The organism is Brachyspira hampsonii, assembly GCF_001746205.1.
GTDB classification, from domain to species: domain Bacteria; phylum Spirochaetota; class Brachyspiria; order Brachyspirales; family Brachyspiraceae; genus Brachyspira; species Brachyspira hampsonii_B.
Genome location: NZ_MDCO01000014.1, coordinates 72,254 through 95,881 on the forward strand (window position 1 = coordinate 72,254; position 23,628 = coordinate 95,881).

At 26.9% G+C, this 23,628-nt stretch carries 23 protein-coding genes and 4 pseudogenes; 7 read left to right on the forward strand and 20 right to left on the reverse strand.

The features are described 5' to 3' along the window. Positions 1-196: 196 nt before the first annotated feature. Positions 197-565 carry a DMT family protein gene (locus tag BFL38_RS13690; RefSeq protein WP_069727561.1) on the forward strand — a complete coding sequence of 123 codons (369 nt, stop codon included), beginning with the start codon at positions 197-199 and terminating at the stop codon, positions 563-565. A gap of 80 nt (positions 566-645) precedes the next feature. Here BFL38_RS13690 and BFL38_RS13695 read toward each other — a convergent pair whose 3' ends face one another. Together BFL38_RS13695 and guaB are read right to left on the reverse strand one after the other, a co-directional pair. Then, positions 646-2,094 (reverse strand): SurA N-terminal domain-containing protein, encoded by a 1,449-nt coding sequence (locus BFL38_RS13695; RefSeq protein ID WP_069727562.1) that lies wholly within the window; start codon positions 2,092-2,094, stop codon positions 646-648. A gap of 178 nt (positions 2,095-2,272) precedes the next feature. Continuing rightward, the gene (guaB, locus tag BFL38_RS13700; RefSeq protein WP_069727563.1) at positions 2,273-3,394 is read right to left on the reverse strand and encodes an IMP dehydrogenase; all 1,122 of its coding nucleotides are present in this window, start codon (positions 3,392-3,394) and stop codon (positions 2,273-2,275) included. A 272-nt stretch (positions 3,395-3,666) separates the two neighbouring features. On the opposite strand from guaB, the gene BFL38_RS13705 reads away from it, so the two are divergent. Beyond that, positions 3,667-4,479: a hypothetical protein gene (locus BFL38_RS13705; RefSeq protein ID WP_256097281.1), complete on the forward strand. Its 813-nt coding sequence runs from the start codon at positions 3,667-3,669 to the stop codon at positions 4,477-4,479. Positions 4,480-4,556: 77 nt separating this feature from the next. After that, positions 4,557-4,760 (forward strand): hypothetical protein, encoded by a 204-nt coding sequence (locus BFL38_RS15630; RefSeq protein ID WP_256097282.1) that lies wholly within the window; start codon positions 4,557-4,559, stop codon positions 4,758-4,760. 82 nt (positions 4,761-4,842) lie between these two features. On the opposite strand, the gene rbr is transcribed toward BFL38_RS15630, so the two are convergent. The 4 genes from rbr to BFL38_RS13725 all read right to left on the reverse strand — a co-directional run bounded on the left by rbr (position 4,843) and on the right by BFL38_RS13725 (position 8,646). After that, positions 4,843-5,379, reverse strand: coding sequence for a rubrerythrin (gene rbr, locus BFL38_RS13710; protein ID WP_008728022.1), 537 nt, complete (start codon positions 5,377-5,379; stop codon positions 4,843-4,845). A 46-nt stretch (positions 5,380-5,425) separates the two neighbouring features. Beyond that, positions 5,426-6,022: a superoxide dismutase gene (locus tag BFL38_RS13715; RefSeq protein ID WP_069727564.1), complete on the reverse strand. Its 597-nt coding sequence runs from the start codon at positions 6,020-6,022 to the stop codon at positions 5,426-5,428. A gap of 170 nt (positions 6,023-6,192) precedes the next feature. Next, positions 6,193-7,242 carry a hypothetical protein gene (locus BFL38_RS13720; protein WP_069727565.1) on the reverse strand — a complete coding sequence of 350 codons (1,050 nt, stop codon included), beginning with the start codon at positions 7,240-7,242 and terminating at the stop codon, positions 6,193-6,195. Between the two features lie 9 nt (positions 7,243-7,251). Then, positions 7,252-8,646 (reverse strand): DNA polymerase III delta subunit-related protein, encoded by a 1,395-nt coding sequence (locus tag BFL38_RS13725; RefSeq protein WP_069727566.1) that lies wholly within the window; start codon positions 8,644-8,646, stop codon positions 7,252-7,254. A 173-nt stretch (positions 8,647-8,819) separates the two neighbouring features. On the opposite strand from BFL38_RS13725, the gene BFL38_RS13730 reads away from it, so the two are divergent. Then, entirely contained in the window at positions 8,820-9,224 is a 405-nt protein-coding gene (locus tag BFL38_RS13730) for a hypothetical protein (protein ID WP_069727567.1), read from the forward strand. Positions 9,225-9,243: 19 nt separating this feature from the next. Here BFL38_RS13730 and BFL38_RS14720 read toward each other — a convergent pair. Further along, positions 9,244-9,696: pseudogene (locus BFL38_RS14720) on the reverse strand (ankyrin repeat domain-containing protein); the annotation flags it as partial. Positions 9,697-9,713: 17 nt separating this feature from the next. Between BFL38_RS14720 and BFL38_RS15220 the strand changes: the two are divergent. Beyond that, a pseudogene (locus BFL38_RS15220) lies at positions 9,714-9,911 on the forward strand (Rpn family recombination-promoting nuclease/putative transposase); the annotation flags it as partial. A gap of 27 nt (positions 9,912-9,938) precedes the next feature. On the opposite strand, the gene BFL38_RS13740 reads toward BFL38_RS15220, so the two are convergent. Both BFL38_RS13740 and BFL38_RS13745 read right to left on the reverse strand, forming a co-directional pair. Continuing rightward, positions 9,939-10,730 (reverse strand): hypothetical protein, encoded by a 792-nt coding sequence (locus tag BFL38_RS13740; protein ID WP_069727569.1) that lies wholly within the window; start codon positions 10,728-10,730, stop codon positions 9,939-9,941. A gap of 69 nt (positions 10,731-10,799) precedes the next feature. Beyond that, on the reverse strand, positions 10,800-11,678 hold the full coding sequence (locus tag BFL38_RS13745; RefSeq protein WP_069727598.1) for an ankyrin repeat domain-containing protein: 879 nt from the start codon (positions 11,676-11,678) through the stop codon (positions 10,800-10,802). A gap of 106 nt (positions 11,679-11,784) precedes the next feature. Here BFL38_RS13745 and BFL38_RS13750 point away from each other — a divergent pair. Further along, a pseudogene (locus tag BFL38_RS13750) lies at positions 11,785-12,060 on the forward strand (PD-(D/E)XK nuclease family transposase); the annotation flags it as partial. A 14-nt stretch (positions 12,061-12,074) separates the two neighbouring features. Next, positions 12,075-12,179 (forward strand): annotated as a pseudogene (locus tag BFL38_RS15870) (transposase); the annotation flags it as partial. A gap of 113 nt (positions 12,180-12,292) precedes the next feature. Here the strand turns inward: BFL38_RS15870 and nifS are convergent. The 11 genes from nifS to BFL38_RS13805 all read right to left on the reverse strand — a co-directional run bounded on the left by nifS (position 12,293) and on the right by BFL38_RS13805 (position 23,621). Continuing rightward, entirely contained in the window at positions 12,293-13,459 is a 1,167-nt protein-coding gene (nifS, locus tag BFL38_RS13755; protein WP_069727571.1) for a cysteine desulfurase NifS, read from the reverse strand. A gap of 12 nt (positions 13,460-13,471) precedes the next feature. Next, positions 13,472-14,305, reverse strand: a complete 834-nt coding sequence (gene nifU, locus BFL38_RS13760) for a Fe-S cluster assembly protein NifU (protein ID WP_069727572.1) — start codon at positions 14,303-14,305, stop codon at positions 13,472-13,474. Positions 14,306-14,388: 83 nt separating this feature from the next. Continuing rightward, positions 14,389-14,565, reverse strand: a complete 177-nt coding sequence (locus BFL38_RS13765; protein ID WP_008724633.1) for a (2Fe-2S)-binding protein — start codon at positions 14,563-14,565, stop codon at positions 14,389-14,391. 207 nt (positions 14,566-14,772) lie between these two features. Continuing rightward, a complete protein-coding gene (locus BFL38_RS13770) occupies positions 14,773-15,243 on the reverse strand; it encodes a hypothetical protein (RefSeq protein ID WP_256097285.1) in 471 nt (156 codons plus the stop codon). A 52-nt stretch (positions 15,244-15,295) separates the two neighbouring features. Continuing rightward, positions 15,296-16,429 (reverse strand): MGDG synthase family glycosyltransferase, encoded by a 1,134-nt coding sequence (locus tag BFL38_RS13775; protein ID WP_069727574.1) that lies wholly within the window; start codon positions 16,427-16,429, stop codon positions 15,296-15,298. 139 nt (positions 16,430-16,568) lie between these two features. After that, positions 16,569-18,233 (reverse strand): S1 RNA-binding domain-containing protein, encoded by a 1,665-nt coding sequence (locus BFL38_RS13780; protein ID WP_069727575.1) that lies wholly within the window; start codon positions 18,231-18,233, stop codon positions 16,569-16,571. Positions 18,234-18,281: 48 nt separating this feature from the next. Beyond that, positions 18,282-18,953, reverse strand: a complete 672-nt coding sequence (gene cmk, locus BFL38_RS13785; protein ID WP_069727576.1) for a (d)CMP kinase — start codon at positions 18,951-18,953, stop codon at positions 18,282-18,284. A 266-nt stretch (positions 18,954-19,219) separates the two neighbouring features. Continuing rightward, entirely contained in the window at positions 19,220-20,212 is a 993-nt protein-coding gene (locus BFL38_RS13790) for a glycosyltransferase (RefSeq protein ID WP_069727577.1), read from the reverse strand. A gap of 3 nt (positions 20,213-20,215) precedes the next feature. Further along, positions 20,216-21,190, reverse strand: a complete 975-nt coding sequence (galT, locus tag BFL38_RS13795; RefSeq protein ID WP_069727578.1) for a galactose-1-phosphate uridylyltransferase — start codon at positions 21,188-21,190, stop codon at positions 20,216-20,218. A gap of 261 nt (positions 21,191-21,451) precedes the next feature. Then, entirely contained in the window at positions 21,452-22,498 is a 1,047-nt protein-coding gene (locus BFL38_RS13800; protein ID WP_069727579.1) for a hypothetical protein, read from the reverse strand. 268 nt (positions 22,499-22,766) lie between these two features. Continuing rightward, positions 22,767-23,621, reverse strand: a complete 855-nt coding sequence (locus BFL38_RS13805; protein WP_069727580.1) for an aldo/keto reductase — start codon at positions 23,619-23,621, stop codon at positions 22,767-22,769. Between the last annotated feature and the right edge of the window lie 7 nt (positions 23,622-23,628).

Genomic DNA, 23,628 nt, shown 5'->3' on the forward strand with positions numbered 1-23,628 from the left:
CAACAACTTTGTATCCCTAAATTGATACAATATATTTTATAACCTTCATTTAATTAAACTGTATGCCCCCTATGATAAGTAGGGGGTAATATTTTTTTATAAATTATAAAAATAAATATAGCAAATAATTTTTTATGATTTATAATATTTTATCAATAAAAATTAATCAAGAATAGATGGAGGATAAAATATTCTTATGAAAGCTGTAACAACTATAGTATTACTTATATTGTCAAATACATTTATGACAATAGCCTGGTATGGACATTTAAAATTCAGCGAGATAAAAGGCTTTGCTAAATTATCACTTCCTATAATTATATTAATAAGCTGGGGCATTGCTTTATTTGAATACTGTTTTCAGGTTCCGGCAAATAGAATAGGGTTTCAAGGTAATGGAGGTCCTTTCTCATTAATGCAGCTTAAAGTTATGCAGGAAGTTATTACATTAACTATATTTACTATTTTTACTGTAGTATTTTTTAAAACAGAAACTTTAAGAATAAATCATTTTATAGGTTTTTTATGTTTGATATTAGCAGTATTTTTTATATTTAAAAAGTAGTTAAAAAAAATAATTTTTTAAAAATAAAAGAGGACTTTTTTAAGCCCTCTTTTTTATATTATTTATTAATATAATAGATTTTATCTTATATTATGTTTTTTCACTCTAGCTTCTGCTATATGCTCATTTTCCCATTCTAATTGAATATTATTAATTCTCTGTCTTTTAATAGTATTTATATTAATAGAATTTAAATCAGCCATATTTGGTTTTTCTTCAGAAACTAATCTTATAACAGCAACGCCATTATCTAATTTTATAACATCGCTTATTTGATTAGGCTGCATAGAGAATATATGCATATAGAAAGATTCGCTTGAAGAGTCAGGTATAATTGTTCCTTCAGCAGTATTAAGTCTTCCTTGATTGTAAGAGAAAGGCTCTGCTGGTTTATAATATTTTATATATCCGTTTCCATCTAAAGCTGCTAAATTATTAATACCAGCAACTGCAGCTTTTAATACCTCAGCTTGTTTAGTTTTTTCAGCTTCTAAAAGAGAATTTATATTAGAGTTTAAATATTCTCTTCTTAAAACTTCTTTATTAACATCAGTATATTTTTCAGGTATTCTAATATCATTAACCAATACAATATAGTAGTAGCCATTAGCATATATAGGCTGTAAAAGATTGCTTCCTTTAGTATTATTAGCAAAAATTTTATTAGCAAAATCTTCAGAAGGCATTTGCATTCTAGTAAGATATCCTAATTTATAGTTATTAGTATCAAAACTTTTTTCCATAGCTGTTTTTTCAAATAAAGTTATATCATCTTTCAAAGTTTTATATAAGTTATCAGCAACTCCGCCGCTTTCAGTTATTATCCAAGAAATATCAGCCTGTGCAAAATTAGTTTTATTATCTGTAAAATATTTTTCCAAATCATTATCTGCTATTTCATTAGCCTGTACTATTGCCGCAGCATTTATATAAACCATCTCTATATCTCTTTTAGTAAAATTTCTTTTATATTCTTTTTGAATATCAAGAGGATTTATTTTAATACTTGTAAAAAGCTCAGAATAAATTGTTTGTGCTAATATATCCTCTTTTAAATCTTTTTCTATTCTTAATTTATCAGACTGGGTAGAGTTTTTAATAAATGATTCATAAGCCATTTGATTATAAACACCATTAGTATCTATAAATTTGCTTTTCATTGCCTCAACTATAAAATTATCGCTCACATTAATATTCTTCCTAGCAATATCATTTAGTAAAATCGTAGAAACAGCTTGTCTAAATGCCAAATCTTCTATATAGCCATACATTTCATTATTAATTTGCAAACCCTTTTCTTTATAATAAGTTTCTATTTGATTAAAAGCTCTGCCATAAGGACTTGTACTAGTATAATATATAGGCGTACCATTAACTGATCCTATTGTAGGAGTTTTTTGACTTCCTCTTGTATCAACTACCAAAAAATAAACTATTAAAAGTATTGAAACAGCAGATACTCCTAGCCATTGTAAAGTTTTTATTACCGGACTTTTCTTTTTAGGTACAAATTTTTTATTAGATGACATTATATATATCCTTAATTCTTTATTAAAAAATGATTATAATTTAATAATTATATAAGAAGAGTTTAAAAAATTCAAGTTTTTATAAAATTAAATTTATAGTTATTATTGCTTTATAAAATTAATAAAAAAATCTGATAACTTCATTGTATAAATAAAATTATCAGATATTATTTTATTGTTAATAGTTAGGAGCTTTAGAAGTAATTTTAACATCATGAACATGGCTTTCAGCCAAACCTTGATTAGTTATTCTTATAAATTCAGCTTTATCCTGAAGCATCTGTATATCTTTAGCACCTATATATCCCATACCAGCACGAATACCGCCAACTATTTGATATACAACATCAGCAACATGCCCCTTATACTCAGTAACTCCCTCTATTCCCTCAGGTACAAATTTAGATTTATTAACAACTTCGCTTTGGAAGTATCTATCTTTGCTTCCATGTATCATAGCACCAACAGATCCCATTCCCCTGTAAGGCTTGTATTTTTTACCATCTATTATAATAACATCTCCCGGAGCTTCATAAGTAGATGAGAAAAGTCCTCCAGCCATAACAGCATCAGCTCCTATAGCAAATGCTTTTACGATATCTCCTGAATATTTAATTCCTCCGTCAGCAATAGCTCCTACATTATGTTTTTTAGCAATCTCAGAAGCGTCATGTATAGCAGTAAGCTGAGGAACTCCAACACCTGCAATTATTCTTGTTGTACAAATAGAACCAGCACCTATTCCTATTTTTATGGCATCCACTCCGGCATCAATCAATGCTTTAGCTCCGTCTGCAGTGGCAATATTACCTGCTATTACTTCAACTTGTTTGTATTTATCTTTTATCTCTTTTATAGCAGTAAGTACATTTTTTGAATGTCCATGTGCTGTATCTATTACTATTAAATCAACTTTTGCTTCTATAAGTTTTTCTATTCTCTCATATCTGTCTTCAGATATACCTATAGCAGCTGCCGCTATTAAAGAACCGTCTTCTGCTAAAGTAGCTTTTTCTTTGTCTTCTATATCTTTAAAACTTTTTACTATTTCTACTTCTTTAGCTTGCTGTTCCAAAGGCATATTTTTATGTATAACGCCCAATCCTCCGCATAATGCCATAGCTATTGCCATTTTAGATTCTGTTACAGTGTCCATTGGTGAACTTATTAATGGTGTGTTCAATGTTACTTTTTTTGTTAATTTTCTTCTTAGAACTACATCCTTAGGCAAAATATCTGATTCTTTTGGTACTAATAATACATCATCAAAGGTTAATGCTTCTTTAATATTAATAGACATAATTACTTTTCCTCTTTATTAAAATTTCGATATGAATTTAGATACAAAATGTTTTAATAAAACATTCTATAACAAAAATACTTTAATTGCAATGATTTTTTTATAGTTTATGATTATATTTTTTCTATTTGTATAAAATGTTTATTATAAACATGATTTAATGTAAAATTTTTAATATGTTTCTATATTTTTAAGTAAAATATATTTACAAAAACTGATATTTGTATTATACTATAATTGTAAAGAAAATTTACTTGATAAGGAGGGTAAATATGACTGCAGAAATAAAAGAAAATAATAATAATAATAATAATTTATTTGATTTATATAAGAACTATTTTAATCAGACAGATTTAACTTTAAATAATTTTACTAAATTGAAAAAGAATGAACTTTTATCTTCTTTGATTAAAGAGGTAGAAGAAATTAATTCTAATAGGGGCAGCATTTCAGAAAAAGATTTTGAAAGGATTTATTATATTTTGATAAAACTTTCTATTATAGCTAGAATTGATTTGATTATGGTTATGAATTCTATAAAGAATAAAGATATGTCATTTAGAAATGGTTTAAAGTATTCTAAAGATGTTATAGATTTAAGTTTAAGAATTATAATAAAATTATTGAATAAAATGGATAGTGAAGAGCTTAATTTATATTTTAAAGAATATTCAATAAATAATGATGATATCATATCACATACTAATAGAGTATTTATTACTGTAGTAAGATTTATGAAATATTATAATGATAGTATACATAATAATATAGTTATTAATATAAGAAAAAAATTCAATAAAAAATATGCATCTTACTATAGAAGTATTTTCAGAAAATTTAATATAAGTAAAAATGTATCTAAATTAGAGCATGTATATAAATATGGTTTAAGAGATATGTTATTTAATGAGATAATTAATATTTCTATAGCGGCATTTTGGCATGATATAGCAAATGTTTTTAATAATTATAATACAGATAAATGCTACTATTATTTGAAACATTTTATTAGATATAATGATGATATATCTTTGATAGTTGCTCTTCATAACGAGTATTATGGATATGGAAACGGAGATTTTTAAATTATTATAATACAGCAATAAATTCAAATGGAGCTTATAATTTAGATTATGCTGTAAGTTTTGACTATAATGATACATTGAAATTTAACAGTGTATCATATTTTCCATCTAAGGTTCTTGAGATAATAGATTTGTTTGACAGGGTTAATAATTCTTCCAGCATTGATAATAGATTGCTATATATTAGGGAAAATTATTTAGATGTGGAGGTAAAAATAGATCCTATAATTTTTGATATATTTTCTTCTTTTGTATCTGATAATATAAAATTAATAGCTTGATAATAGATTAACTCATTAAAGACAAAAGAGAGAGAAAATTATTTCTCTCTCTCTTTTTTTTAAACAATATAAATTCTAAAAATTAAAAGTTTTCAACACGAACTTCAAAGAATTTCTTAGCATGTTTACAAACAGGGCAAAGTTCAGGAGCTTCTTCGCTTTCAACTATGAAACCGCAGTTTCTGCATTTCCATTGAACTTTAGTAGCTTTTTTGAAAACACTTCCGCTTTTTACAGCTTCTCTTAATTTAGCATATCTTTCTCTATGTTCTTTTTCAACATCACCGATTAATTTCATAGAACGAGCTATTTCATCGAAACCTTCTTCAGTAGCTTCTTTAGCCATTCTTGGGTACATATTTTCATATTCTTCGTTTTCACCTTCCCAAGCAGATTGTAAGTTTTGAAGTGTATCACCTATACCGTTAAGATATTTGAAGTGTACTTTAGCATGTTCTCTTTCATTTTCAGCTGTTTCAAGGAAAATAGCAGCTATTTGTTCATAACCTTCATTTCTTGCTACGCTAGCAAAATAAGTATATTTGTTTCTAGCCATAGATTCGCCGGCAAAAGCTTCATTTAAGTTCTTTTCTGTTTTTGTACCTTTTAAATCCTTCATTTTAATTCTCCTAAAAAGTGTATATAAATAATTAGTTTACACTATATTATTTAGCAAGTTTAATCCTTTCAGCAACATAATCCCAATTTACTAAATGATCAACAAAGGTAGTTAAGAAATCAGGTCTTCTATTTTGATAATCTAAATAATAAGCATGTTCCCAAACATCGCAAGTTAAAACACCATGTACTTTATCAGCAACAGGGTTCATAGCATTAGCATATTTTCTAACTTCTAATTTACCGTTATTCATTACAAGCCAAACCCATCCTGAACCGAATTGAGTTTTACCGCCTGTAGTAAATGCTTCTTTGAAAGCATCAAAAGAACCGAAATCTGCTTCAATTTTTGATTTTACTTCAGCAGGTATAGCAGTATCTTTTTTAAGCATTTTGAAGAATTCTTCATGGTTATAAACTTGACCAGCATTATTAAATACTGCTTGTTTATCAGCATTGTTATGTGATAAAGTAATCAATTCTTCAATGCTTTTTCCTTGTAATGATGGATCCTTAGATACTAAATCGTTAAGAGTAGTTACATAAGTATTTAAGTGTTTTCCATGATGGAAATCCAATGTGTTGGAAGACATATATGGTGCTAAATCTTCCTTTCCGTAAGGTAATTTCATTAGATCAAACATATATTTTACTCCTTCATTTTTATTTTATTAATAATAATAAACTATTTTAAATTAATGTCAAGCACTTATTAAATAAAAGAAAAACTTTATTAGTAAAAATTACTATTAATAATAAATAAAGGCATACCAAAAATATGGCATGCCTCTAAATTTATTTGTCAATTTTTTTATTAATTAGCAGTATCAGCGGCAGTTTCTGTTTCTGCAGCAGTTGTTGTATCTGTGGTAGCTGGATCAGCTGCTTCATTTTCATAATCTTTATAAACAGGCATTTTTTCTCTGCTTAATATTTCATCTTCAGTATCACCATAAACGAAACCTAATTCATCATAGTATTTAGAATATGTAGTTCTAAATCTTTCAGAAGTAGTGTATAAAACTTTATGGTATTTAGTTATTAATAATTTATATTTAGCAGTTTTAATATTTTCATCAGCTGTTTTCAAAGTAGTTAGATCCCAAAGATTATTGAACATTTCATTTAGGAAATAAACTTTACTTACATCGCTGTTCTGATTGATAGTAGCTAAGTTATAGTTAACGCCTGCTAAATAAGTATTTAACATGATCAAATTAGTAGTATTATTCTGCCCTGCTTTTTCATTATTCAAAGCATTCATTAAATGATATCTGCTTTTTGCATAATATCCGGCAGTACCTTTGAAAAGATTAAATATTCCAGCATATAGATTTAATTCATAATCAGCCTGAGCTAATTCATTAGTTTTTCCAAGTATTTCATAAATAGGTTTTACTTCATCATAAAGTCTGAAAGATTTATCTAATTCATAAAGAGCTATATCCACATTATTATCATTAGCTATAGGATTAGCAACTAAATCGTAATAGTAAACAGCATTGTAGAACATTTCATTAGTATCAATGAAATTAACATTAGTATAACGTTCTAATATTTTGTTGGCTTTATAAAGTATTCTGAATAAATAATCTTCTCTTATTTTAGTAAGATTAGTTTGAAGAAGATTGTATTCTTTATCAAGAGCAGCATCATCAGTATTCCTTAAATCAACAAAAGAAGGTGCAAAAGCTGATACTTCATTTACAGTGTTAGTATTTTCTGAAGCTCCTTGATTTTCATCTGTAGCAGCAGTTTGTTCTGTTGCAGCGGTATCTGTAGTTTCTGCTGCTGTTTCATCCTGAGCGTATGCTGAACTTAACGCTAGAATCATTACGCTTAATACAAGAAATAGTTTTTTCATGTATAACTCCTATAAGTTTTTATTATAATTGTGTAACCACATATAAATGTTGCCTAAAGTTTTATAAAGCAGCATTTTAGGTTGAGTATTTGTATTTATTAGAATATTGACTGCTGAATCTAATTCATCAATAGTCCATACAATACTTTCATCTGAAATAGAACTAGGAAATATATAATCTCTATTTTCTATTCCAAGGTATTTATCTTCTAAAGACTTTTTAAGAATATTTATCATTTCTATAATAGCATCCGTAATCTCATATTCTCCTTCGCTCAAAAGGGAAGTTAAGGAGGCTATTTGAGGCGGAACATTATTTAATGCAGCGTCCATAAAAGATAATAATACTTTGTATATATTATCGCTTGTATTTGATTTTTTGTCAAGTACATATTTCACTGCTTTAGCAACACTTCCATAAGAATTTTCTAGTGCAAGGGCTGTTTTTTCCTCATTTAGCCTTAATCTCTTCATTAATATGGATCTTAAAGTATTTTCTGACAACGGTGAAAATTTTAATTCCATCATTCGCGAACGAAGAGGCTTCATACCATCTTGAACCAATTTATTAGTATCTGAAGTTATTAGAATAAATATATTATTGTCGGAAGGTTCTTCTAAAGTTCTTAAAAATATATTAGGTGCCCTCTTATCCATTAATTCTATGCCTTCTATGATAATAATTCTTTTATTTGATATTCTCGGCTTTCTGTATGTTAATTCGATAATATTTCTTACGGTATCAAGAGGAATTACGGTATGTATTATATTATAATATATTTTTTTTAAGGCACTGAAAAAATCTCCTTCTATTGAAATTTTTTTCTTTCCGCCTTTATTTTTGGCTATATTTAAAGCTTCTTTTGATTTATTTCTAAATATTGAATCTATAAACTCGGCATTATCAGCATTTAACTCATTTAAAGTATAATTTGCAGCCAAATAATAAGGTTCTATAAGAGCATATCTTGAAGTTTCTTTTTTACTTCCAAGCATATATTCTTTAGGTTCGCTTACAGGATAATTGTCATAACTATCAAAAAGCATAGATTCTACTTTATACAGTATAGAACGGCATGAAGTATAAAAATTATTAAATAAATGAGGAAGTTTATATTCTAAATACTGATTAAAATAAAGCTCAGCATTTCTAAATCTCTCATCTGTAGCTGCTACTATGACATCCGGATGTTTATATTGATCTATCATTTTACACGATTTGCATTCATCGCAGTAAGTTCCGTTTCCTCTCTCACAGCAAATAGCTTTAGCATAGTTTAAAGCACTTTCAAATTTTCCAATTCCTTCATCTCCGTAAAAAAGATATGCATGATGAAGACGGCCGCTTTTATATATTCCAGCCATTATTTTTAAAGGAGTTGTTTGTCCTAATACTTTAGCCAATATTAAACCTCTAATCATATATTTTTACGAATACATGTATAAAGCATAAATAAAATTATATCAACAATAATTTTTTGATTTTAAATTATAAGTATAATAATGACGATATTTTACTGTTATGTTTTAATTTTATCTAATTAATATAACAATATAATAAAACGAGGAATATCTTAATGGCTGCAAATGATGATATGATAAAAAAAGATTTAATAGAAGATGGCGGAAATTCTCTTGATAATAAAATTGTGAATATTTATGAAAGAATAGACAAGCTGGAAAAAGATTTAGAAAATATTTTTTCTAATGATAAAATAACAGAAGATGAAAAAAAACATATTATTAAAGAGATTGTACAGGATGAAGATTTATTAAAATTTGCAGCGGAAACTATGAATAAAGACAGCTTAAAATATGATGAACTTATAAATGAATTAAAAAAAGAATTGTATAATAATGTTGATGATAAGATAGATGAAAAAATAGATAAGAATAACATTAATTATAATAATATAATGCTGGAACAGAATCTCAAAAATTTTAAAGATATTTCTAACTTGAGAAAGAATCAAAACTATTAGAAAGCTCTTCTTTAAAATTTTGTTGTATAAGTAATTTTGAAATATCATAATTTCCATCATCATTAGCAATCATTAAAGCTGTTTTGTTTTCATTATTTGCTGTATTAGGATTGGAACCTTTATCAAGCAAATATTTAACCATATCATAGTCTTCTTTATAAACAGCAATCATTAAAGGAGTATAATCATAATCAGAACTATCCTCCTTTATTCTTGACTCTAAATCAAAACCATTTTCAACTAATATTTTAAACATTTCTTTATTTTTATCAAAAGATTCTGAAATTCTATAGGATACATCAAGAAGAGATGTTCCTTTATCGTTTTTAGTATTTACATCAGCACCGTATTTTATTAATAAATTAAGTATTTTTATAGCATTTTCTGTTTCATTTTTTTGTCCGAAACTATTATGCTCAATACTATAATATAATGCAGTTTCTCCTGATATATCTCTAATGTTTACATCGGCACATCAGTATTTGCGGCTACAGTAATTATGAGAGAGATTATTTTAATGTTCTAATGCTTAATGAAGAGCGTATAAAGGGTATAGAAGAAGGAATGAAAAAAGGTATAGAACAAGAAAAATATTCTCTGGCTAGAAATATGAAAAATAAAAATATGGATTTAAATCTTATAAGCGAATTAACAGGGCTTAGTATAGAAAAAATAGAAAAACTATAATATAAAAAATTATATTTTGATTTCTATTTATAAATATGAATATGCTTTTATATAATGGGCTAATAAAAGAGAAATGATAAATGATAATAATATTATTATAGAAATTATAATAAACATTTTTATTGTGAATGTAAAAAAAATTGCTATTATAATAGAAGATATTATTAAAGATAAAATTAAAGATATTATATAACAAGCATTTACAAATATAAATCTGATCCAAGGATTCATAAACTTAGATGACATTATATTGAAAATTGATAGTATTGCAGATGACAGTAAAGAGTTTGATATAGTTAATAAAATAACAATGTATTTATATTCATAAGATAAATATAATGCTATAAAAACTGATGCATACACAAATGATATTAATAATATATTTGAAATGCATTTAATGTTAAAGAAATGTTTATCTTCATTTATAAAAAGTTTTTCTAATATAAAATATACTGTATTAGCTAGCATTATAGAAATAAAATTCATAATAGGAAGAGGTGCGTATATATAATTAAATACTACTGCTTTATTAAAAACATTTTTTGTAATTAAAATATATAAAATTAATGATATAATAAAACCAATAAAAGAAAATAGAGTTTTATTTTTAATTTCTTTCTTGTAATTTTTAAAAATATTAGTATCAACTGTACGGGAATTGATAAATATAAATACTGAAAAGAAACTAAATAAATATAATGCATTAAATGTTATATTTATATTGAATAATGCTGTTAAATTTATTAAAGCTGATATTAAAGAGATTACTAAATTAACTCTTCCTTTGTATTTATATATTGGAGATGCATATTTGTTCATAATATTATTATATACTTTTTTAAATTAAAAATTTTCAGCATATATAATTTTAAGCAGAATAAAAATCAATTATCTGAAAAAACCAGCTATATTTTCAATAAATCCTGATATTACATAGAATATAAAAGATGGTATAGCAACTATAATTATAAGTAGAAGTATAAAAATAGGGTATAATATATCATTAAATATTTTACTAAAAATTAATTTTATATTATATATAAATGCTCCGGGATACGCTTTTTTTCCATTATTATTTTTTATGTTTTTATCTGCATTATTTTCTATCAAAAGAGATATAACTTTTTTTTCCATATCAATATCTCTATGCCCATTATTTTTTTTATATGAAATCTTATGAAGTGCAGTATCTCCGTCATTATTTTGTAAATTAATATTTACTGCGTTTTTTATAAGCATTTCAAAAATATCATATTCTTCTATTCCTATATTATCTCTAGAAAGTATATAGTGAAGTATACCATTTCCCTCATTATCTTGTATATTAATATTTGCTCCAAGATTCATCAGTGTTTCAATTTTATATTTACTATCTGGAACTCCTATAATTTCACTTGTACCGAATTTAGGTTTACGATGTGAATCGTAGGACTTACTTACATCAAGTATAAGGCTTTTTCCAGCATTATTTTTCTCGTTAATATCCATTCCATTATCTAATAAAACTTTTACGAAATTAGAGAAATTATTAGTGCTTAAATTAGGTATATAGTCATACCACTCATAGCTACTATTCGTTATAGAGTAGGTTATATATTCTTTATTGTTTTCAATTACATATTTGAACTCATCAAGATTTTCAGAATATACTGATTGTGCTAATGCTGATTCTTTATTTGTTAGAGCTAAATTTTTAAAATCTTCACTTACTTGAGCATAAGAGATGTACGAACTAATAATAAATATAATAACGCCTAATACTTTCATCATAAACATTTTTTAATTCTGATTATATTTTTTTGATTATACAGTATATTGGTATATTATGTCAATATTGTTTGACAAAGAATTAATATTTCATTATAATAAGTTTATGGAATTGAGACAAAATAATAAAAATTTTAATGTACTTAATGATTATTTTATGCGTTATATGTTTGCAAAAGAGGGACATGAGCATATATTAAAAAATCTCATTAATTCTGTGAGAATAGATGCTAATCAAGAGCCTTTTGAATATATAGAAGTTTTGAATAGTTTTAACTTAAAAGAAAATGTTTTTGATAAGGAAAGTATTGCAGATGTTAAAGCTAAAACTAAATCAGGTGAAACTATAATTATAGAAATACAAAGAATAGGTAATCATTCGATATATCTCCTTATCAAAAATTAAGAAAATATAATAATTTTTGGAACTACAAACGCATACACTCTACTTTAAATTATGATACACCGTTTGTTTACTTTAGGAAATTAAGGAATACTTAAATGCAATATCTCTGGCTCCTATGCATACAATAATTTCATGTTTTTTATCATATAATTAATAAAAAAGCCCATCATATAAATGATGAGCTATTAAAAAATTAAAATATTAATTCTTAATTCCTATAAGGAGATATATCCCTCAATCTTGCTACAATCTTTTCTATAGCGTCAGCGGTATACATTATCTCATCCATAGTGTTATCCAATGACAAAGAAAATCTTGTAGAACTGTGTGCATATTCAAAAGGTACTCCCATAGCTTGAAGTACAGGGGAAGGTTCTAATGTACCAGATGAACAGGCACTTCCGCTTGAAGTACAAATTCCATATCCGTCTAATAAAAGCAGTATGGCTTCTCCTTCTATATTTTTGAAACTAATATTCGCTGTATTGCTTACTCTATTAGCATTCTTACCATTTATTTTAACATCAGTTATTCTTTTTAAAACTTCAGCCTCTAAAGTATCTCTGAGTTTAGCAGTATGCTCCATAAATCTAGGAAGTTCAGCCTTAACCATAGAAGCAGCTTTGCCCAAACCAATAATATAAGGAACATTCTCAGTACCGGCACGGCGGCCTCTCTCCTGATGCCCTCCTGTTAAAACGGTTCTTAATTTAGTACCATTTTTTATATATAAAGCACCAATTCCTTTAGGAGCATGTATTTTATGACCAGCTATTGTAAGCATATCAATATAAGATTCATCTTTCATATTAAGAGGCAGTTTACCAGCAGCCTGAACAGCATCAACATGGAATACCGCACCAGCATTTTTTACTATCTGCCCTATCTCTCTTATAGGATAAATAACACCTGTTTCATTATTTGCATACATTATAGATACTATTGCAGTATTTTCATTAATTGCACTTTTAAACTCATTAATATCAATATTACCGTCATTATCTACAGAAAGATAAGTAACTCTATAACCATGTCTTTCCAAATCTTTGCATGTCTCTATAACCGCAGGGTGTTCTACTTTTGTAGTTATAATATGATTCTTAGTAGGATATGCTTCTATAGTTCCCCTAATAGCCATATTATCACCCTCACTTCCGCAAGAAACAAAACATACTTCTATAGGTTCGCATCCTAAAAAATCAGCAACTTGTTCTCTAGCCTTTTCCATCTCTCTATGAACAGCACCTGCAGGAGTGTACATACTAGAAGGATTGAAATACTGATCCTTGAAATAAGGAAGCATAGCCTCCAAAACTTCAGGATATACTCTAGTAGTGGCATTGTTATCCATATATATTATTTTTTTATCTGACATATACCGCTCCTATCAAACACCTACAACTTCTAAATCTTTATTTACTAGTTCCTGCAATTTAGGCTCAACAAAACCTTTCAAAGTATTTTTTGAAGAAGCACAAGAAGAACAAGCTCCCTTAAACTCTATCATAACTTTATTACCATCAACATCTACAAGTCTGCAGCTTCCGCCGTCCATCTTAAGCATAGGATTAATAACTCTCTCCAAAGCCTCTTCTATCTTTTTAATTTTCTGAACGGTAGTCATAGGAGCATTTTTAGCTTCTCTCTCCATCTCAGCCAATTCTTCATTAAGTATATCTTCAATTTTAACTTTACAAGCTCCGCATCCGCCGCCTGCTTTAGTATAGAAAGTAACTTCATCTACAGTTTTTAAGTTATTTTCTCTAATTGCTCTTTTTATTTTAGTATCTGTTATACCAAAACATTTACAAATAATAGCTCCTTCATCATGTTCATCATCTTCAGTAGCAATTCCTCTGTAATTGTTAATTGCCTTTTCTAAAGTTTCCATTCCCATAACAGAACAATGCATCTTCTCTTCAGGAAGACCTCCTAACTCTAAAGCTATATCTCTGTTAGTAATTTTGGCAGCTTCATCAAGAGTTTTACCCTTAATCATCTCAGTTAATATACTGCTGCTTGCTATAGCTGAAGCACAGCCGAATGTTTGAAATTTTGCATCTTCTATGACTTCAGTATCTTTATTGATTTTTAATGTTAATTTAAGTGCATCTCCGCAGACAATACTGCCTGTCATAGCTTCTGCATCGGGATTTTCTATCTCCCCTACATTTCTAGGATTTATAAAATGATCCTTTACTTTATCTGTATATTCCCACATGTTCTTACCTCCATCTAAGTTAATAATTTAATATAAATATATTAAATAATTTTGGAATATAAAAATATTTTTTTATTTTAAAATTATTTATTCATCTCATCTAAGATTTGTTTTATTGCAGCCTGACATCCGCCGCATCCGGTTCCAGCTTTAGTAGCATTAGAAACTTCTTCTACTGTTTTTAATTTTTTTGATTTGATAGCATCTCTAATTTGATTTTCAGTTACCGCCATACAAAAACATATTGTCTTATCAGCCATTTTTAGATTCTCCTATTATCTAATTAATTTTAAGAAAATAGAAAAACATGAATCTACACATTAATCTATTTTATAACCTTCCATTGTTAGAATATTATAACATTTTACCAAATAAATATCAAGTATATTTTATATATAATTTATCTTTTATATATAGATTAGTAAATTAAAACAAATGACCAATATATTCAAATAAAACTTAAAATATTAATTTTGATTAACTGTTTCTATTAAAAATGCTTCTGATTTATAATTGTCAATGTTTTCTAAATCTATTATTCTAAAGTTGTCTCTTACAGCATAAAATCTTATATTGGCATTAGGAGCAATATCATCTTTCATTTCTGATACAGATAATATTAAATCAAATACCTGATAATAATAATTTTCTTCAAGAATCTTTTTCAAGGACATAAACATTTTTAAAGATAAAGTTAAAACCTGTTTTATATCTAGGCTGTTTGCTATATATATCTCATTATTATCCCATTCAAAATTAGAAAGATTATCTATATTTGCAGGAGCTTTACACATAGTACAATCTGCCTCATTACTAATAACCCAATATTTTTCATTTTGATAATTTTCTCTTTCAAATATAGAATAATAATTTTTTAATTCTATATTTGATAAATCAATATCTGAAATCAGTTCTTTCATCTTTGCATTGGTAATCAATATATATTAACCTCTTAATCTATATAATACTTTTTATCATTATAAAAAGATTTTATTTATTTTCTGAGTCTTTAAATAATTCATCAGCAATATATTTAACTATCTTTTCTCTTACATCTCTGCCGTAATAATCAAATTGTTTCTCTCTCATTTTTACTAAATTCTCTCTATTATTAGCAACAAGCAAATCTATTTTATTAAATATATCATCTGTAGAACTAGTATCATAACCTAATCCGTTATTATCAATATATATAGGATTCTCCTCTTCCTGTCCCGGTAAAGCCCCCATAGATACAATAGGTATTAAACAGTTAATAGCTTCTATTATAGCTGTAGGACCAGATCTTGTTATTAAGATATCATTCTCATGAAACAATCTAGGAAGCTCTTGTGTGTATCCTATTATAGTAGGCTTATTATCTTTTGAAGAATATACTTTATTTAATGTATTAAATGTTTTTTCATTTCTTCCGCATACAACTGTTACTTCGCATTTATATCTTTCATATAAACCATCTATTATGTAAATAAGTCTTTTAGTTCTTTCAGAATTGTTGAGAAGAAGTATTTTCAATGTATTATTAATATTTGTATTTTTTACAACCTCTTCTTTACTTTTAAATGATGAAGAGAATCCTTCTCTTACAGGCAAGCCGAATGTGATAATTTTTTCCTTATCTACACCATTTTTCATCATATATTCAGAAGCCTCATAAGAAGGACTTATAATTTTATCTGCCCTATTATCAAACCATAATTTACTTATTGTAATTAAATCTGTTATTATGATGAAAAATTTTATATTTATATTTTTCTTCTTTAAGATATTCAAAAGACTCCCACTGAACATAGGGTGAACATTGATGATTATATCGGGCTTATATTCTTTTATAAGTTTTAAAAATTTGCTTTTAACATGAAAAGCATTATTTTTATTGATAATATCTTTATTTTTAAAAGAAAATTTAAAAATTCTGTACCATAATTTCGGTGCATATTTTATGCAGCTGTTATAAAGCCTTTCTGTCGCCATAAGAGCCAGATTACCAAGTGTAAAACCATTTACAACTTTACATTCTATTTCTTCACAGTACAGTGATTTAAAACCTTGTAAAAGTGAAGTATGTACACTTTTGTGTCCATGTCCTGTATATTCCGATGATATAATAAGAATCTTTTTCATAAAATACCTTCTCAAAAAATATATCTAATAATTATACTTTAATTGATTCATTTGTCAATAATATCAAAATATTATAATAAAAAATCCTAATACCATAATGATACTAGGATTTTTTTATTTCAAATAATTATTTATAAAATTAGTTATTAATATTATCAAAAGGATTGTAAGTTAGAGAAGTAGGCTCTGCTTTAGAAATGTAATTTTGTGTTTCTTTTTTATTTTGAGCTTCCATATATTCTCTTCTAGATAGCGAGATTCTTCTTTTACTTTTATTAACTTCTCTTACAACAAAAGGATAAGTTTCTCCTACTTTGAGAACATCTTCTAAAGTGCTGCCTTTAGGAATTTCTACCTGAGAAACATGCATATATCCTTCCAAATCATCTTCTAAAGAAATAATAGCACCTGAATCAACTATAGCTTTTACAATACCATCAACTATAGAACCTTGAGGATGTGCTTTTTCAAATAATCTCCAAGGACTATCTTTAGTATGTTTATAACTTAATTTAATTCTTTGCTTATCTCTGTCTATAGACATTATGACCATATTAGCTTCTTCACCTTCTTTTACATAGTCTTTCATATTAACTATATTATTTCTCCAATCGAAGTCGCTTATATCGCATATTCCTTCCAAGCCATTAGGCAGTTCAAATACAGCAAAGTTTTTAATGATTCTTTTTACTTTACATTTTACGGCAGATTTAACAGGAAAATCTCTTTCAACTGTGTCCCAAGGGTTTTCTTTAACCTGCTTTAATCCTAAAGTAAGTTTTCTTTCTGCAGCATTCATATCAAGTATTTTGCACTCTAAGAAAGCACCTTTTTTAACGAAATCAGCCGGATTATTAACATGAGAATTCCAACTTAAATCCGAAACATGAACAAGTCCCTCTATACCATCAGTAACCTTAACAAAAGCACCGAATTTTTTAACATTAGTAACTTCACCCTGAATAACATCGCCTATATGATACTGCTCAACAAATTTACCCCAAGGATCTTCATCTAATTGTTTAATACCTAAATCAACTTTTTTGTTTTCTTTATCAATATGAAGAACTTTAAACATTCTCTCTTCGCCTTTTGATATTATAGATTTAGGATTTACAACTTTATCCCAAGACATATTAGGTATAGCAAGAAATCCGTCAAAACCCGGAGTAATTTCAACAAAAGCTCCGAATTTCTCTATATTTTTTACTTTACCATTAATAATATCATTTTCCTGAAGATTATTTAAGAATGTTTCTATTCCGGCATTTTGAGCTTCTTCTAGTAAAACTCTCCTTGAAACTACAACATCTCTTCCATTTTTCTTAATTACTCTAAACTCATATTCTTTACCTATATAATCAGATTCTTTAATTCCTCTAGCCAAGTCTATTTGAGAAAAAGGACAGAATGCCTGATGTCCCATTATAGATACTTTAAATCCGCCTTTAATAACCTCTTTAACAACTCCGGTAACTGAAGAATTATTTTTCACAGCATTATCTATTAATTCCTGAGATTTTCTCTTATCTATTTCACTCTTAGACAATATAACATAACCTTTATCATCTTCGCCTGAAACAATAGCTTCTATTTCCTCCCCAATAATAGGTTCTTTATCAAATTCGCTTCTTTTTATTTTACCTTCAGATTTAGAATCAAAATCTATAAAAACATCAGTGTCATCAAACTGCACTACTTTGCCTTTAACGATTTTGCCTCGGCTTAAAAATGTATTATCACTTTCTTCTAAAGCCTTACGAAATTCAATTTCATCATTTGATAAATTTTTATTATCTTCCATTGTTCCTTCTCCCTCCTGTACTTTGACAGGTTAAAAAATATCTAATATTTAATTAGACTTTATATTAAAAATCACATTAGCGATTTTTTCAACAACTTCATCAATAGTCATGCTGGTAGTATCTATTATATTTGCATTTTTAGGTACAACAAGCGGACTATCTTCTCTATTTGAGTCAAACTCATCTCTTTTTCTTATACTTTCGCGAATATCTTCATAACTGATATTCTTACCCTTAGATAATTCCTCATTATATCTTCGTTTAGCCCTTTCATCTAAAGAAGCATCCATATAAAACTTATATTTGGAATCTGGGAATACTACACTGCCTATATCTCTACCATCTACTACATAATTACCGCCTTCTGCTATTTTTCTTTGCAGAGATACCATATTCTGTCTTACAATGCTTATAGAAGAAACTTTAGAAACAAGATTAACAACTTCCATACTTCTTATAGCCTCTGTTACATCTTCATTATCTAAATATATTCTGCCGGCATTATCAAAGTTAATACTTAAATTATTAAGAGCTGATATGACTTCACTATTATTATTTATATTAATATTATGATTGATCATATATAGGGTTACGGCTCTGTACATAGCTCCTGTATCTAAGTATTTAAAAGATAATTTCTTGGCTAATAATTTAGCTATTGTACTTTTACCTGCCCCGGAAGGACCATCTAAAGTTATTATTTCGTATGTACTTGACACCTATAACCTTTTTTTAATTAATATAAGTTTCTATAGAGTATATCATAAATAATTATAATTTGCAAATATTTATTTTAATAAAAAACAAACTTTATTATATTTTTTAAATATTTTCTAATAAATAATGCATACTATTAGTATAAATAATACTAATAACTATAATCATAAATTTTAATTCAAATAATTTTTATATTTTAATATATACATCTAATTAGTACAATATAAAAATATATGCTTATCTTATGAATAAACAAAAAGATAGATTTCTATTCAAAAGATTTATATTTTTTTATAGAAAAAGTGGCAACTCTTTTAAATTTAGTTATTATTCTAATAATTCCATAAAAAAATCCAAGCCCGTAAAAAAAGTGTGTAATAAAAAACATAAAAGGATATATGATTATACCCAGAATTTTTGATATAAAGCCTTTATCACATAAAGAATATACAACACCGGCAAAAAAAGTCATTATTATGTAAACTAATAATGGAAGAAAATAAAATTTCAATATATCTAATTTATAAAAATGATAAATACCTAACACTATAGGATTTAAAAGTATATAGACAGCAAATAATGAAGGTAAAATAAATATCAAATTTTTAACATTAAAATCTCTGAATAACTGCTCAAATCTGCCTCTCCCATAATTAAGAAGCATTTTTATATACAATTTCAAATTCGCTCTTGGAGGTCTTTCCACTATTATCTTTGGATTATATATTAGTTTATATCCAAGAGAAAGTATTTTATCTATTAGAGCATTTTCCTCATTCGGGTATAACTTTTCATTAAAAAGTCCAGCCTCAAATAACACATTTCGTCTTACAAACAAATTACAAAGTATAACATCTCTATCAGTACCCTCTTTCATATCCCCATCATTAGATTTATATCTATTTGCTATAGGACCAACAGCATAATAAGATTTCATACATTTATCAATATACATTTCTGTAATTGAATTAACTTTATGAATAGCAGGTCCTCCTACTACTGCAACATTTTCATAAGATTCAAATATAATACTAGCTTCTTTGATATTATCAGCACTTACAATAGAATCATTATCTATAAAATATACAATATCTCCTGATGATTGTTTAATACATTCATTTCTCTGTACTGTAGGGTGAGTTCCCTCTGCTTGAAAAATTTCAATATATTCCTTAGGGTAATTAGACAGATATACCCCTTCTAATGTTTTTTCTATATTTTCACCAACTCTGTGCGGTATTATAATAGTAAATTTCAGCAAGTTTTACATTCCCATATATCTAATATATGCCGTTCTTAATTGGGCAGCCATTTCCTCAGGACTTGTAGGATTGCAAGGTGCCCAAGCTCCTGTTTCAGAAGAAGCATTGAATTTTTGTTTTTCCTTACTTCTCATAGGAGGAAAAAATTCTATATGATAATTCCATATATCGCTATAATTAAATCCATCATTAACAGGTGCACTATACATACACATCATATAAGGAAATTTCATATCAAATAACAAATCTAATGTAGAAGCAGCCTTTTTCAAAGCATCAGCAAGAGATAAACTTTCTTCTTTATTAAAATCAGTTATTGAAAGTGTTTTCTTTTTAGGCATTATCATTATACCATAAGGATATTCTGAAGCAAAAGGAAGGAAACATATAAAATGATCATTTTCAAAAATTACCCTTCTATTGTCTTCAATCTCCTGCTCTATCATATCCATAAAAAGATTTCTGCAGTTAGTATTATAATAGCTTGAAGCCATTTCTATTTTTCTTTTAATTCTCAAAGGTATCCAACTGTAGCCGTATATCTGTCCATGAGGATGCGGCATTGTAACGCCTACAACTTCTCCTTTATTTTCAAAAGGCATAATATATTTTATTTTTTTGTTTTCTGCTATAACTTTCATTCTTTCCTGCCATAAAGCTACCAATTTAGCAATATGCTCTACAGGAAGTTCCGGTAAAGTGGTATTATGATCCGGAGAATATAAAATAACTTCGCATTTACCTATAGAAGGCGCTGTTTTAAACATTTTACCATTATCTACTTCATCCGGATAAGGAGGCTCAGAAGATAAAGCAGGAAAGTCATTATCATAACAAAGAACCTCATAAGTATCCGGTACTTTTCCGCTGCCGGGACAAAACGGACAATAGTCTTTAGGCATCTGCGGACGAGACTGCCTATGACTAGCTATCATAACATAATCTCCAAGCAATGGATTATAACGCAATTCTGCCATATTTATTTCTCCTATTATTGATTATATTTTTAATGTCATTGTATCATTTTTTAATATGAATCTATTATATACTTTTTTTAATATTAAACAATACATAAAACATTTATAATTGAAAAATATAAAATTATTATTACTTTTATTACTGCTAATAAAAATTGTTCTCTAAAAAATTATATAGAATAAATTTTATATACGCTTAAAATTTCTGTATTTATCTTCTAAGTTTTAAATAAGTTTATACACAGCAATAACAATAAAATATTATTTATTAAATGGACATCCATATTTTGACATTGTATCAATAACATTTTGAACATCATTAACATTATTTTCTATTGCTTTTATAAGATTCTTCTTTAATTTATTAAAAAATAATTTGATGATAGTATCTAATATAAAATTATTACATTTGATATATTTAAATTTACTAAAATCTTTATTATATAAAAAATAAATATTTATTAATTCATATAAATTCAGCTTAAAATATTTCTTAAGCATCTCTCTATATTTAAAAGAAGAAATATACCAGCAAATATTCTTTATGTTTTTTTCGCATGAAACTTCTATAATAAAATCATATATGTCTTTTTTATCTCTAATAAATAATATTGGATATATTGGATTTTTAGAGTCAAATTCAAAAGACTTAATAACTTTCATATTGTAAATTTTTGAAAGTATTGAAAACGCACTTTGATCATGTCTATTTTCAATAAAACTATCTAAATTGGGTATCTTTGATGGGCTATCATCTACTAGAGAAAAATCATCATAAAATACCTGAAGCCATTTTTTTACTAATTCTATATTAGTATCATTTTTTTCTAAAATAAAAAAAGTAGCCGGTCTTTGAAATGTATTTGTAATATTTTTATCATATAAAACATTAAAATAATTAAATAAGTCTGATTTAGTATACATTTTTTCATTTACACCCATTTCAGAACACATATTCTTATTTTCAATAACAATATCTAAATACTCATAAAAACGATTTATGCCTTTTTTGCTTAAGTAACAGCCTATATCAGCATATAATAATATATCTCCATATTCAATATTTTCTAAAGTCTTTAATACAATAAAAGGCTTCCAACACCAATACCCAAACCCTCTTATATCTGATTTTAATTTGTCTTTTAAAATTTTATCAAATTGTTCATCTTTTGGTAAAGTATATTGATTATATAGATAAATATCATCAAAAATATTAAACTCTTCAGCCTGATGCAAAAATCTAAGCGATGAAGGATAAAGATTAAAACTATAAAAAGATAATAAATATATTTTTCTATTTTTATACATGAAACCACCCAATATATTAACGGCAAATTAATTAAATACGAAATATTATTATAAAATACATTCTAAACTTTTAAGGAAGCATAAACTAAATTATTTTATTAACATTTTTACACTCATATATATTTTTATAAAAGATATCACTATCTATTAGGTATATATAACAATATTTTTAATATTACTGCTGCTTTTAATTGGAAAAAGCTATTTAAATAAATAATTTAAAAATACATGCAGAATTATATATTACTTTAATAAAAAAACAAGTAAACTACACTATATCCAAAGGCATTTTCTTATTTGGTTTTGGAAACTCTTTATTTATAATGGCTATATCTTCATCATCAAGCTTAATTTTTTGAGACTCTATATTTTCTATTATGTGTTTTTTGTTAGAACTTTTAGGAATAGCTATTTTATTATTAAAACCCATAATAAAAGCTAAAGCTATTTGAGAAGGTGCGGCATTATGTTTTTTTGCTATGCTTAAAATAGTATTATTCTTCAATATATCCTTACCCAAACCGCCAGATTGTGCCAAAGGACAGTATGCCATCAAAGCAATATTTTTACCCTCCATATAAGGAGCTAAAGAATAATCAACACCTCTAGAGCCTAGATGATACAATACCTGATTAACTGTGCATTTATCGCCGTCTTTTATAGTTTCAAGCTCTTTCATGTCATCAATATCAAAATTAGAAACGCCCCAATCCTTTATAAGTCCTTCTTTTTTAGCTGTCTCCATGCACTCAACTGTTTCACTTAATGGTACTCTTCCCCTCCAATGAAGAAGATACATATCCAAATATTTTAACCCCATACGATTTAATGAGTTTTCCAAACTTTTAAATAGTTTATCTCTTCCGGCATTATGAGGATACACTTTAGAGACTATAAAAAGTTCTTCTCTTTTGATACTTAATGTTTTTAAGGCATCTCCTATTATAGATTCAGCCTTTCCTTCTCCATACATCTCAGCTGTATCGATAAGCCTTACTCCATTTTCTAAAGCAAAAGCTATAGCTTCAGCCTCTTTTTGAAATTCTGTTTCAACTTCACCCATACACCAAGTACCTATTCCGAATTTAGGCATTATATTTGAAGATTTTAAAGTATAATTCATAATAATC